At 60.0% G+C, this 14,077-nt stretch carries 9 protein-coding genes; 3 read left to right on the top strand and 6 right to left on the bottom strand.

Features of this window, described 5'->3' with window-relative positions; all coding sequences use genetic code 11:
* Positions 1-18 precede the first annotated feature (18 nt).
* The gene (locus tag FHT76_RS08660) at positions 19-369 is read left to right on the top strand and encodes a hypothetical protein (RefSeq protein WP_259185426.1); all 351 of its coding nucleotides are present in this window, start codon (positions 19-21) and stop codon (positions 367-369) included.
* 7 nt (positions 370-376) lie between these two features.
* On the opposite strand, the gene FHT76_RS08655 is transcribed toward FHT76_RS08660, so the two are convergent.
* A complete protein-coding gene (locus tag FHT76_RS08655; RefSeq protein ID WP_259185425.1) occupies positions 377-1,390 on the bottom strand; it encodes a hypothetical protein in 1,014 nt (337 codons plus the stop codon).
* Positions 1,391-1,605: 215 nt separating this feature from the next.
* Between FHT76_RS08655 and FHT76_RS08650 the strand changes: the two genes are divergently transcribed.
* On the top strand, positions 1,606-8,478 hold the full coding sequence (locus tag FHT76_RS08650) for a putative Ig domain-containing protein (RefSeq protein WP_259185424.1): 6,873 nt from the start codon (positions 1,606-1,608) through the stop codon (positions 8,476-8,478).
* 91 nt (positions 8,479-8,569) lie between these two features.
* On the opposite strand, the gene FHT76_RS08645 is transcribed toward FHT76_RS08650, so the two are convergent.
* Positions 8,570-9,235 (bottom strand): hypothetical protein, encoded by a 666-nt coding sequence (locus FHT76_RS08645; RefSeq protein ID WP_259185423.1) that lies wholly within the window; start codon positions 9,233-9,235, stop codon positions 8,570-8,572.
* 115 nt (positions 9,236-9,350) lie between these two features.
* Positions 9,351-10,418 (bottom strand): DUF475 domain-containing protein, encoded by a 1,068-nt coding sequence (locus tag FHT76_RS08640; protein WP_259185422.1) that lies wholly within the window; start codon positions 10,416-10,418, stop codon positions 9,351-9,353.
* A gap of 359 nt (positions 10,419-10,777) precedes the next feature.
* Here FHT76_RS08640 and FHT76_RS08635 point away from each other — a divergent pair, with 359 nt between their 5' ends.
* On the top strand, positions 10,778-11,551 hold the full coding sequence (locus FHT76_RS08635; protein WP_259185421.1) for an HD domain-containing protein: 774 nt from the start codon (positions 10,778-10,780) through the stop codon (positions 11,549-11,551).
* On the opposite strand, the gene FHT76_RS08630 is transcribed toward FHT76_RS08635, so the two are convergent.
* From FHT76_RS08630 to FHT76_RS08620, 3 genes are all read right to left on the bottom strand, one after another.
* On the bottom strand, positions 11,526-12,470 hold the full coding sequence (locus tag FHT76_RS08630) for a hypothetical protein (protein ID WP_259185420.1): 945 nt from the start codon (positions 12,468-12,470) through the stop codon (positions 11,526-11,528). The genes FHT76_RS08635 and FHT76_RS08630 overlap by 26 nt on opposite strands.
* Before the next feature lie 119 nt (positions 12,471-12,589).
* The gene (locus FHT76_RS08625; protein ID WP_259185419.1) at positions 12,590-13,441 is read right to left on the bottom strand and encodes a hypothetical protein; all 852 of its coding nucleotides are present in this window, start codon (positions 13,439-13,441) and stop codon (positions 12,590-12,592) included.
* A gap of 86 nt (positions 13,442-13,527) precedes the next feature.
* Entirely contained in the window at positions 13,528-14,031 is a 504-nt protein-coding gene (locus tag FHT76_RS08620; protein ID WP_259185418.1) for a DUF1465 family protein, read from the bottom strand.
* Positions 14,032-14,077: the final 46 nt, after the last annotated feature.

Below are 14,077 nucleotides of genomic sequence, written 5' to 3'. Positions count from 1 at the left end.
TAGTGGAGAGATCGATTCATGGCGGACGACGGCAGTGTCAACCTAGCGAGACTTATCAGAGCGCTACGGCGCTTCAATCAGTTCGACACGAAGATGCAGGTATCGACGATTCTGACGCTGCTGGAGTCGGCGAAGGCGTCGATGGATGGATCGCCTCTCAGCGTTTCCGATCTAACCGACCTGATCGGCATGCCGTCGGGGACGACATCTAGGAACGCTTACTACTGGGCAGAGGGGCACAAGGACAACACGGGCAGACACCTTATGTTGACGATCAGCCCAAACGCCGACGACCGTCGCCGCCGCGACATCGAGCTCACGGCGCGCGGCAAGGCGTTCGTGAATTCGATCGTCGACGACCTCCGCTGATTTCTTCTTACGGAGTTCTCTCCTTGTAGGCACCGTACACAGGATACGACGCCATCTCCCATTCCACGGCATCAAGGGTGGCGCGCAACCTGGTCGCCAATGCCGCGAGCTGGTCACCGGCGTTGTTCACGTACGCGGGTCCATAGGCGCGACGTGACGAAATACCCTGAACGGCGTTCTCGATGTCGTTCAGTTGAACTTCGGCTGCCTCGAAAAGGTTGTCGTGGCGGGTAAAGATCGAAGGCTCGAAATATCGGTTCAAAACACTGAGGCCGATGCAGAACCTCTGGAAATCGCCGAGCGCCTCGAACGTCTGCCGCAAGGCCGTTCCGTCCGTCAGGTGGGAATCGCGGTGCGCGCGGCCTATCGCATCCCGCGCGTAATGGCTGATCTCCCACGGCGCTGTCTCGGAGAAGACCCCGCTGACCATTGGAACAGGGACGGTTCTCCCGGAGAGGAGTTCGTAGTCACCTCTGCCATAAGGCTTGCCGAGCTTGGCGAGCGCGATGTAGTCAAGCTCCCTGTTCGCGACCCGCTCCGACGCATCCATGGCGATCAAAGCCGCTCGAGCAGCGGCCTCGGTGGGGTCTTCCTCAATGCCGGAAAGTCCCACGATGCAACAGAAGGTGCTTTGGTGCATGACCGACAACCCGGGGACCACCTGACGACGCAGGTTGAACCGGGTCGCCATTTCCGGATCGGGGTGCGACAGCTCGAACGAATTGTCTCGCGGGTTCATTGCCCGGCGGAAGTCGTGCCAGCTCTCGAACCTCGTGGTCGACAAAAGATGGCCGAGGCTCACCTGATTGTGATCGGGGATAAAGAAGCCATCGTCGTCCATACCGCCGACGAGCGGCAACGAAAGCGGCATGAACCGGTCATGCGGATAGCACGGGGGGTGGGCGGCGGACTTTCCCCCGTCCTTCCAGGCGGCTTCCGTTGGAATGATGACGAAAGCGACGATCCTCTCGCCCTCCCCGATGCTCCGGCCTGTAATGAAATCAGCAAGATAACCGCTCAACGTCGTTCTCCAATCTTGAGAAATCAGAATTCACGCTTCGACGGCATGCGACAAGAGGAGCGGCAGATTGCGTCGTGCATACCAATACGAAACCAATAACAACCGAAAAATTACGAGAGACAATTAATGGTGGCATAAAAAAGCCTCTGCCGATTGGACATATTCGATATCGGAGTCTACCATTTCTGTATCTGTGTAAGACGTGGGACCTTGTAATGCTGAGAAGAGCCATTGCCGCGATGACATCGCTGTCCATCCTCGTGGGATCAGCGCTCCCCGCGGGAGCCGGCATGAACGGCAATCCGGGAGAATTCTTCTATAGATACAAGGACGAGGTGGCTACGACCGTCACCACTCCCGACCCGCAATCGAAAGACGTCGTCGCCTTCTACATCGGTGGGGTCGATTTCCCGTTCTCGGAAATACTGCCGCTCAAGCCCGAATGGCAGGACGACGACTGGCGCGTCGTCGACGGATTCTCCCTGCCGGCCGGCATCACCTTCAACAAGGCCACCCGTACGTTCGAGGGAACCCCCACAGAGCCGACATCCGGCCTTTCGGCCGACATGGTCGGTGTCGACGCCAACGGGCAGACCGTCGCCACCGCGCGCGTGACTTTCGACATCGAGGTCGTCCAGGGCGTTCCGGTCAAGGCGGACATCTACGCCCACACGGGCAAATACAAGCTCGCTGAACTGGCGATCCCGGCAGGAATGACGGTCGACTATTGGGTCGCGTCCAAGCAGCTTCCGCCCCCTCCAGGGGTCACCAACAGCGGCCCCTACTTCGAAGGCGCGCCGACGGCGAAGGGCAACTACAACTATCGCATCTACGGTCAGAACTACATGCACGAGACGATCGTGACGTTCTGGGGAACCTATATCGTCGAAGACGGTCCGACGTTCCCGACGGTCGCCGACAACATCGTTCCGCTGCCGAGCCCCAAAACGAGCCCCGCTGGCTACACGTTCAATTTCGGACCGACGCCGATCAACCATGCGATTTCCGACCCGAGCAAGGTTCTGTACCAGATCGTCCTCGACAACGGCGAAGTGTATCCTGGAACGGTTAAGCCGAACTTCAAGCCTTTGGCGCTCAACGTCTACGGTCAGGTGAAGAACCCCTACGAGACGGCGAAAGTGAAGTGGAAGGCGACTGACACCGACGGAACCGTCGGAGAATCTAACTGGTTTACCTTCGGAACCAGCGACCCGACCCCGGAATGCACGAGCCAGCAGCCGTATTCGGCGCTCTATTTCAGTACGGATCAGGCCTACAAACGCAAGATCGGGAACATCTACGGTCCCGTTGACGGCACCGTTTCATATGCGCTCGCCTCCGGTGTCTTCCCTGACGGACTGAAGCTTGACACGACTACCGGTGAAGTGATCGGCACGCCCAAGACGGCGGAGCCTTCCCGTATCGTCGTCGTCACCGTCAACCAGACGACCTCCACGGGGCAGCAGCTCAGCGCGCAGTGCAATTATTACGTCATCTCGACCAACGGCGCGTTCACCATCAAGGACAAGACGGCGTTGCAGGACATGCACGTCCGCGTCGGAAAGTCTTACACCGGCCGCATGGAGGTCACGGGCGGCATTCCGAACTTCGACACGGCAATGGCTCCCCCGGCGACACTTTCCGCCTCCTCGGTGACGCCGTCTCCGACCCGGAACGAAAATGTTTTGACCGTGAGCGGAATTCCGACGGCGGCGGGAGACATCGTGATCCCGTTCTCCTCAACGAACGGAGACGGCAACACCGCGACCGGCGCTGCCAAGATCACGGCGCACGGCCCTCTCGACATTTACGACGCCCCGACTATCCACATCCAGCGCCTCGCGAAATCGAAGACATGGCACACCTTCGACTACGACATCGCGACCGTAATTCCCGACGTCGACGATCCTGTGGCCCAGCCGAAGTTCGTCATGAACAACGCACAGGCGCTGCCGCTCGACATAGCGCTGGCAAGCAACGGCGACCTGAACGGCATGACGGCCGCGAAGGAAGGCACTTACGGACCGCTCACCGTGACCATGTCGGACTATTCCGGCGACAAGGACACGACGCTGGACTTCAACGTCGTTGTCGATCCGCGCGAAGACATCAAGGTCAAGACGCTGACGGAGCCTTCGTTCACCGTCGAGATGCCCGGCGACCAGAAAGTTCAACCTGTCACGGTCGAGCAGCCGGAAGGCGCGGCCAATTTCAAGATCGAATGGACCCTGAACGACGTGTCCGGCAACGGCATTCCGTCGTGGCTTCATTTCGACAAGGACACGGGCGAGATGTGGGTCGATGCCAACATCGACTACAGCCTGATCAACGACTACGGCAAGTTCTCGATCACCGCGACCGACAGCGAAAACTCGACGGTCACGTCCGACGAATTCGATGTCCATGTCACCGACTGGCTGCCACCGTCCGCCACTGTTCCAGCAGGAGCCTGGAAGGGATCGGTCAACGGCAACCTCGCCATCGGTGAAACCCAGGTATCGAGCATCAATATCGCCAACCTCGCCAGCTACGTCGACGTCAAGAACACGATCATCGGCGGAGCGTCGGCCTTGAAGTTCGTCTCGATCGACCCTGCCGCTCCGGCGGGGCTGAAATTCGACGCCGCGAACGGCGTCATCTACGGCGTTCCGACAGCGGAGTACAAGGGCGACATCACGGTTACCTTCGAAGACGGCAAGAAGCGTCAGGGAACGATGGTCCTGCCTCTCGAGGTCAGGGACTATCCGACGGTGAAAACCGACCGGCCCGCCTTCGATCTGCCGCGCCTTTCCCAAGCGGCGACGGTTGCACCGCAGATCGCCGGAACGATGGTCAACGGCTTCTGGAACGCGCCGACCTGGAGCGTCGATACCGCCAACGGCACAGACATTTCCGCCTATGGCCTGGCTGTAAACGCGACCAACGGCAACATCACAGGCCGCACGGACGCAGCCGAGAACACGGTTATATCCAACGTCGTCCTCAAGGCGGTATCGGTCGGAGCCAACAACGAGCGCCTGGTGTCGCGCACGGCACCGTTCACGATCAACGTCGTGAAGCCGGTCCCGATGACCTTGGAGTACAAGCCGGACACGGCGACATACTACATGAGGCGCAACGAGGACGGCAGCTACACCTACGATCACCGATCGGCGGCGCTGCCGACGGTCAAGGGGTCGAACGTGCCGCCGCTGGCCTATTCGTTCACCAACAGGGCTCAGTTGATCACGGACGGCTTCCCAAGCTCGATGGACATCGGCACGCTGAACGGCGAGGTCACGGGTATCCCCGGCCCCCTGGACAAACTGGGAATTTGGACGGCGATCGTCGATGTCAGCGACAGCGAGCAACGCAAAGCCGTGCAGCCGTACTCGCTGACGATCAAGTCGACGCTCAACGGCACGCCGCAGTATTCCGAAAGGCCGAAGACGATCAAGCTGAGGCTGGAGGAGCCGTTCAAGATTCCTGCCATCGACATCAGCAACGAAATCCGACCGCTGATCTATTCGACGAACCCCGCAGCCCTCCCATCGACCGTCGCTCCCGGTTTCGAATCCCTGACAGGTGCATTCAACGACGCCGGCTATTTCGACGCGATAACGGGGGCGTACCAGATCGCTGTCAACGTCAAAGACGCACATGACCGCAAGTTCACGAACCCGCTGGTCTACACGTTCAACGTCGTCAAGCCGCTGCAGGTATCGGTACCCGTCGCGGCCCGCTCGGTCGTCGGCAAGCAATATTCGGCCGCTCAGGGCGGTGCCATCGACGCTGCCTTCTCGCCTGATCCGGTCTTCGTACTAGGCAAAATTACCTACGGCATTTCGGGCGATCTGCCTGGGACGCTCGTCAACAAGGTATTCGACGTCAACGACGCACTTGTCGGATACGCGTGGACCATTGACAGGGACGGCTACGAGATCGAGGTCAATCAGGCCGGAATAGTCACGGGCTATCGGGTAAACGGAAGCCCGACCGCGCTCAAGGGAACCTCCACGGACGACTACCTGCCGCTGGACGCGCTGGTGTTCGACAAGTTCGCCGCGACCCTCAAGGGTATCCCGTCGAAGACAGGCGTGTTCACGGCGAACCTGACCGCACACGACGACCACGCAGAAGGTTACGTGCGCTCGGTTCCTTCGCAGAAGGACTACAACAACGCAGTGTCCGAGGACATCACCTTCACCGTCTCGCCTGCGGACGACATGATCGTTTCCAATTCGGCGGAAACCGAAACGCTTTCGCAGTACACGACCAAGCCGTCGATCGTGACGTCGGTCCAGAACGCTGCCTACGGCCGACCGGTCACATGGACGGCCGTTGCCTCCAACCTCCCCGCGGGTGTCCAGCCTGCGAAGGGTGCGCTGTCGCTTTCCTATACCGGATACCCGACAGCCAAGGGGACGTTCTCCGGCAATAGCTGGAAGCTCGTCGATGCGGCCGGCCGCCCTGCGTCATCGACACCCGTCGAGTTCGTCGTCGGCGACCGCCAGGCGTTCGCCCTCAAGGTTCCTGAAAACCCGGTCGTCATGATCGTCAACGTCAGCGACGCCGATACGACCGTCACGGCCTCCAACGCCGCCTACGGCACGACCATTCCAGCCAAGGACTGGAAGGTCACAGGCGACGCCGGCCTGCCCCCGAACGTCACCTATGTGATCAAGGACGGCGGCGTTGTGTTCTCAGGCATCTCGGACGTGGTCGGCGACTACCCGGGCGTCACGGTATCGGCTACCGACAGCGTCGGCGCGCAGGCGTCCATCGCGCTGGTCTTCAAGGTAGCGGAGCCAAGTGGCGATATCGACCTGAAGGTCTCCGACATCACGACAAAGGCCGGATATCCGTTCCAGATGCAGGCGACCGCGACCAACACCTACGGCAAGGTCACGTTCTACTCGCATGACATCACCGGCGACCTCGCGACGCAGCTCAGCCTCGATGGATCGACCGGCCTCGTCACGGGGCAGTTCGATCAGCTCGGTGACAGGAACTTCGACGTCTACGTTACCGACAAGACGAACCGCGTCACCTCCAAGCCGGTCAAGGTTTCGGTCATCCCTGATCTCAGGATCACCGTTCCCGTCAACGTCGCTGCCACACAGGGTTCGGCCCTAAACCGCACCATCGACACCGCCTACTTCCTCGGCAAGGTGACGTATGAAAAGGGTAGCGGCAACTGGCCTGATGGCTTCGCAGTGAACCCGAACACGGGAGAGATCACCGGCTACGACATGTCTTCGGGCAGTCTCGTCAATCGCGTTACGGCTTCCGTCGGAACCTATCCAGGCCTGACGATCAAGGCGGTCGACACCTTCGACATCAACGGGGTGACCTATACAGACAGCCAGGTCTCGAATGCGTTCGCCTTCACGATCGCCCCGACGACCGCCGTTCCCGCGATCTCCAACGTGACGGGCAACAAGCTGATCCTCGGCACGCAGGGAAGCCAGATCACGGCGTGGACTCCTGCTGCCGTCGAGAAAGGAACGACCAAGAAGTGGGTCTACGGCGAATTCACGACCAACTACGATCTCGCCCAGTACGGCCTGACGTTGAACAAGAGCACGGGAACCATTTCCGGGACGCCGACCGCTCCGTTCATCATCCGCGATTTCGTCATCACGGTGACGTCCGCCACGGGGTCGGCTAAAACGGCTGCATTTTGGATCGGCGCGGCTCCATCTGCGGCTATGCAGGTCGCTTCAACGCAAAAGAAGTCTTATCTGTTGCGGCTGAACAAAGACTTCGCAACCGATCCGATCGTCGTTGACAACGCTATCGGAAACCTGACGTTCTCGAAGCCGTCCGCCGCTACCACATGGAATACAACGACCGGGGTTTGGAGCAACGCGGCGACAGGTCAGAGCGCCACGTGGGTGAACAAGCCCGCGACCCTGACGACCAATATCACCGACGAATTTGCGAGGACGACCTCCTTCTCGTTCGACAAGGATTTCGTCGCGGCATTGACCTTGGGATACTCGACGACGACATTCGTTTCGAACTCGCCTGCGACATCCGCCACTCCGACGGTTGGTGGAGGTAGAGGCACACTGTCGTTCGCGTTGCAAAACGCGCCTGACTATGTGTCTATCGACGCGAACACCGGCGCGGTTACCGCGACCTTGCCGACCGCCGCGGGACAGTCGTTCACGGCGTCCGTCACGGATAGCTGGGATGGCTGGAAGGCGACCGGAACCGTTTCCTTCACCAATATGGTTCCCGACATCGCCGACGTCGCCAACAAGAAGCTTGTTCTCGGGACGGAAGGAGTTGCTATATCGCCGTTCGTACCGACCGTGAGCAAGCCAGATGGAACGGTGTGGAATTATCCAGACACCGTCTACAGCCTGAATTACGACCTCTCTCAGTATGGTTTGTCGCTCAACACAAAGACTGGAGAAATCAGCGGAACGCCGACTAGCGCTTTCATCATCCGCGATGCGGTTATGACCGTGACGTCTGTCGACGGGAAAAGCGACAAGACCACGGCCTTCTGGCTGGGCGTGGCTCCGAGCGCTCCATTGCAGGTCGATCCGGCGCAGAAGAACTACTATCTCGTGCGTTCGAACAAGGGATTCACGAGTGACCCCGTTGTCGTCTTGAATTCGATCGGAAACCTGACGTTCACCGGTACAGCAGTCGCAGTCGGATTCGATTCCGCTACCGGCTCATACATCCTGACGCCGGCGAACATCAGCTGGTGGGACCTGTACGGAACCGACAGAACGGTTACCACGACGGCGCAGGACGAGTTTGGGCGGACGGTGCCGTTCACCATGTCTTACCAGGTGCGTAGGCCATTCGCCTTCAATTACGCCAACAAGACCATGAGAATGATTCCAAGCGCCACCTTGCCAAAGCCCGCCCCAAGCGCTGAGACTTTCGTGGGCAATGTTACGTGGTCGGCCGTTGGCTTGCCGTCTCCACTCGTCATGGCCCCATCCGGTGTAATCACCGGGACGGTTCCGGCAGGGTCGTATCCGAACGGTACAACCTTCACCATCACCATGACAGCTGTGGATGATGGCGATCCATCTCCGGACGGTACGCTCACCAAGACCTGGGTCCTGACCTTGAACAACTGACGCATTGTCGACGCGAACGATAAACGCCCCGGTCTTTTGAGATCGGGGCGTTTATCGTTCTATAGGACTGCTGCGAAAAGACGATTGTCGGTCAGCACCTCGCCCCGTTTATCGCAGGATTAAAGCGCACGAACATCTGGCGGTCACCTGGGACTATGGCAATCCGATCCATCTCCGCTTCGGATTGGTAGTCGGCCTGGACGTGTTTCGAAACCGGGAGGCCGATTTCGATGGCGGCACCGACTGCCCGTCGATGCGCGCGAAGCAAGACGTCGACCTCAGACCGGTCGGCTTTCACGCCCGTCCCTATGAACCCGTTAAATGATGACAGGTGACGTTCAATCAGTGCATCCACGAGGTCGGGGGTCTCGGCGGCGGGAGAGATGAGGAATCTTCCGTTATGGACGACTGCGACAACATCAACGTCAGTCGTACCGCCGGAGAAAAGCTCCACCGCTTCGGCGACGCGCTGGACGAACGGCTTGCGGCGGAAGGCCACGATCGCGCCTTGCTTCTCGGCCGTGACGTAGTCCGTTCCGGGGACACGCCGGAAGTCCGTCCAGTCGAGGGCCTTCCTGTCCAAGATAAGAGGCTCCGGTGCTTCGTCGGACACTTCGAAAGTCTCGACTGTCGCGCCGCCGTAGATCATCGAGAGGAATCGGTCGAAGGTATGGTCGAAAACCGACCTGCTGGTGGCCGTATCACGCCCTGTAAAGGCATCGAGGAAGGCGTCGTGCGGTTCGCGGTGGCTGGACATTGGATCGCTCCATTTTGATCGTCAAGGATTGCCACGGGGCAGAGCAACCGGCAAGCCAAACGGAAACGGCCCCCGGATCGTTCCGGGGGCCGTTCTGATGGTTGAGCTGTCAGGATTACTCGGCGGCGGCAGCGGTTCCCGCTTCTTCCGTCTCGGGGTTGGCCTTCTTCCAGCGGACGGAGGACCAGACCGAAAGGCCGATGAGGGCAGCGCCGAAGAGGCCGACGATGACTTCCGGGATGTGGGTCAGCGTCTGGGCGTACATGATGCCTGCCAGAACCAGGATCGCGTAGAACGCACCGTGTTCGAGGAAGCGGTATTCGGCGAGCGTACCCTTGTCGACCAGCATGATGGTCATCGAGCGGACGTACATGGCACCGATGCCGAGACCGATGGCGATGACGAAGAGGTTCTGCGACAGCGCGAAGGCACCGATGACGCCGTCGAACGAGAAGCTGGCGTCGAGGACTTCGAGGTAGAGGAACGCGCCCAGACCACCCTTTGCAGCGACGGACATGGTCTCCTGGCTCGCGTCGAGGACGCTACCGAGGATTTCGACGCCGATGAAGGTCAGGAGGCCCCAGATCGCCGAGTAGAAGAACACGCCTGCTTCTTCTTCCGGAAGGAGCGAGTACATGGAGAGGATCGCAACGAGGGTCACGCCGATCTCGACACCCTTGACACCGGCGACGCGGGCGAGGTTGCTCTCGATCCAATGAACCCAATGGACGTCCTTTTCCTCTTCGAAGAAGAACGACAGGCCGACCATCATGAGGAAGGTGCCGCCGAAGGCCGCGATGCTGACATGCGCACCCGTCAAGATACGGGCATATTCAGCGGGCTCGTTGATCGCCAGCGTGACGGCCGAGATCGGACCGAGGTGGGCGGCGATGGCGACGATGACGAGAGGGAAGACGATACGCATGCCGAAGACGGCGATGATGATCCCCCAGGTCAGGAAGCGGTGCTGCCACTTGGGGGTCATGTCCTTGAGCTTCGTCGCGTTGACGATGGCGTTGTCGAAGGACAGCGAGATTTCCAGGACGGCGAGAACGGCGCAGATGAAGAACACCTGACCCGCACCGGCCAAAGTACCGGTGGAGTTATAGCCAAGCAGGGCACCGAGAGCGAGACCAACAGCCGTAAAGGCAAAGGCCCAGTTGAAGTATTTGTAAGTAGGCATTCGTGTCCACTTCCATTCTGCGAAGAAACTGCCCCATCGACCAATCGACGGGATTCATGCATGTACCGAGACGCGAATCGGGAAAACCCGAAAAACATCTGCGGTTTCATTTCGAGAGCCTTTAATCCATATTTCCGAAGTGTTGGCAATAGCGGCACCCGTGAAAAATTGGTGACACCGCACTTTTCTGCAATTATGGACCCCAGATGTGGCGATTTCGTCGCAATTTGATTAACAGAATGCTGACGAAGCCAGCGTGACCGGGATAAATTAGCGATTGGTTGTCGCGAATCCGCTGGCAATTCGACGTCTTATATTGTCTAATGGCGGCATCGAAATATAAGACACGGAGTCTTGCAATGACCACCACGCAAGCCGAGTACGCCAAGCAGGTGAACACGATGAGGTCTTTCCTTCAGGGCAAGGACTACCATCTCGCCATCGAGGCGATGGAATTCGCGATGTCGTACCACTCGGGCAAAAGAAAGGACGGGGTCAGCCCGGAATTCTCTCACCAGATGTTCATCGCGCTCTACGTGCTGTCGATCACGCCGCTGCTGCTCTATCCTGAAGAGACCCTCGCGGCGGTGTTCCTGCACGACGTCTGCGAGGATTATCCGGTCACGTACGACGACATCGAACGCATGTTCGGCAAGCGGGTGCGCGACGCCGTCGAACTGCTCACGAAAAAGAAGGACGGAGTGAGAATTCCGGACGACGTCTACTACGCGCGCATGGCGTTGAACGAGATCGCCTCGATCGTGAAGGGCGTCGACCGCGCCCACAACATCCACTCGATGCATTCGGCCGACTGGTCGCTGGCAAAGCAGCAGGCCTATCTCGACTTCGTGTTCCAGTTCGTGCTGCCGATGCTCAAGAAAGCGCGCAAGAAGTTCTCGCGGCAGCGCCTCGCCTACGAGAACATCAAGTCGGTGCTGCTGATGCAGGCGCGTCCGATCCAGTTGCTCCTCGACGCGAAGGCCGCGCCGAAGGTGAGCGAAGAGATGGTCGAGGCCGCAATGACCGCTTCCACCGGCCTCGACTATTATCAGAAGACTCCGACCGGAGTGACGCATCGGACGAGCATCAGCTCCGACGAAGCGAGGGTCATGCTCGAAGCAGCGCTGGCCTGACCTCTTCGGCCGTCGCCCAGCCGAGCTTGCGCTCGGACCTGACGGCCGAGACCTTGGCTCCGACCTTCTCGAGGAAGCCGAGGAGCGTCGTGGTCCTGTGGCCAGCCGGATGTGTCTCCAATGCGTCGTACATCGGAAGCGTGAGGCAGAGCTCTTTCGCTGTCCGTTTGCGGTCAATCCGGCTCATCAGAATGCCGACGGCCGCACCAATGTCTTCTGATGTATAGGCCTCGTATTCTTCCCCGCCCGGCAATGTGATCCGCATCGCAGCTCCTGCGTTGCGCATTCGGTCGAAGAGTGCGGAAAGGTGGAGGTCTGGCCTGGAGCGGAACCCGTCAGCGCCCTCCGACGTAGCGATCCTCGCAAGCCCGTCGAAGAACTTGGCGTGAGCAGATTTCTTGCGCTCGCCACGCATTGCGGGAAGGACGCGCGCGCAGTTGGCGTAGGCCGAGTTCTCGGAAACGATCGCCAGCGCCATACGGGCCGTCGCTGCCGCCTCGGAAAGCGCCCGCAGGCTCGTGTCGACCGTGATCGGAGCGCCCACGGACTGGTAGGCCGCCCAGTCGTTGGCCGCCATGCGTGCCGCCGACGCGGCCTGGCCGAACGTGGATACGATTGCGGGCAGCGCCTTCCCCGCTTTTTCGGCCTGAACCTTCGGGGTCTGACCCGCTGGGGTGCGGTCTTCTTTCACCATCTGCGCCATCGCAGCGGGTACGAGCGTCAGGGTCAAGCCCTTGGTAGCGACTAGGCGCTGTACGTTTTCGAAGCTCGCGTTCGAAAGGTCGGCCATGACGGCGGCGGCATCGTCGGCGCTCATTCCGAGGGTAGCGGATGCTGTCACGGGATCGATAGCGAGGGCCGCCATGTTGAGGGACCTCGGGATAACGGCGTGTTGCCGCAGAATAATTTTGGTGGTCATGTTCCTTCTCCTCTGATGGAGAAAGCCTCGCCCCGTACAAGGCAAGCCACAAATCCATTCCTGCGACGGGGCGGACGGCAATAGCCGCCGGCCCCGTCGCAGGAATGGCGGCCGAACGTTCAGATTGTTTCGGGATGCTTCGCCGCGACGTGTTCGATGAATCGCATCGCGTTGCGAAGCTGCTCAGCAAGATGTCCGTCGCCGTTCTCCTCCGAGCGGTGTGCCGCCATTCTCACGGTATGGGCGTGGATCGCCGCATAGCCGAGGGACGCCGCATCGGTTACCGGCGTCAAAGGGACTAGGGAGTCGAAGACGTTATGGAGGTAGCGACCTTCCGCCTCCAGTTTTCGCGCGGCCAGTGTTTCGCCGCCTTCCACTTCCGCGCGGTAGGTGTAACCGGCTCCGACCGCCTCGGCTGCGGTAGGACCCTCCTCGTCGAACATCGACGGCTCGTCTACCCATTCGAGAGGCTTCACGGTGAACGCCTGCGAGAGACCGGGACCAGTGGATGCGTCGGTTGGATCGGCGGCCACCAGAACGGTCGTCTGGGCTGGCCAATCACCCTCGTCGAAGGCGAGGAGGTCGGGCTCGGTCCCTCCGTTGAGGAGCCAATCGTAGAGGGCGACATGGTAGGCTGCCTTGTATTCCTGGCGGAATACGTGCGGGTGGACCTGGCGGTCGTCGACTTTGATCGAGACGTAGTGATCCGCGAGACCATCGGAGAGACGCATGGTCTGAACCGCGACAATGGGCTTGGAAGACGCCTGTTCCGCCCTGTGGTCCTGCATGACGGAGCCTGCGAACGCCTGCCGCTTGTACGCTTCGATGGCCCCGCGAACGCGTGCCTCTTCATCGAGGTCGGCGCGGCTCATCGACTGCCGCCATTGGGCGATCGCCCGTTCGGTGCAAATGCCTTCGAGACGCTCGTAATCCTCGGCGGTGCCGACTTGCGCGTAGGGTTCAGTGGTCATTTTTCTCGACTCCAGATCAATCTTTCGGAGTCTTCGTATAGATGCCATCGAAGAAAATCAAGACCTCATACGAGGCCTACAGAAAGTCAGCCTCCGAAGGCCGTGCCTATGCGACCAAGGGCGGCGTGGACGGGATTGATGCCGGAACGGCCGTCGCTGCCCGCGGAATCGACCAGGCGGACCACCTCGAGGCGCAGAGCGTCACAGGCAATGGTTAGATCGAGGATGCCCTGCGGCAGGCCGTCCAGGCTTCCCGTGAACCCCGAAGGGGATTCCGTCATCTGCTGTTTTCTGATGTCCGCCATGCCGCTGGTGAAGGACATTTCGCCGTCCCTCACCGACCGCAAGGTCAGCATGGCGCTGGCTATGCGAAGCGCGCCTGCCGTCAACTGGCGGGTAAGGGCCGCATAATCGCGGGCAGCGGACGGAGACAGAAGTTTCGACTGTGCCCGGCCATCTTTGTCGAGGAAATAGGCGAGGTCCTCGACGTACTTCATCACGCTGCGATAGAGGGTGCTGAAGGAATCGGAACGCAGATGGCGCATGGCCAGATCGTTGCCCTGGAATTGCAATACGGTTTCTGCTGACATCGGCGACGTCCATCGGTTGGTGTGTCAACATAATATCGGCGGAAAT

It is taken from the genome of Rhizobium sp. BK176, from assembly GCF_024808055.1.
This window is presented reverse-complemented; position numbering and strand designations above follow the sequence as displayed.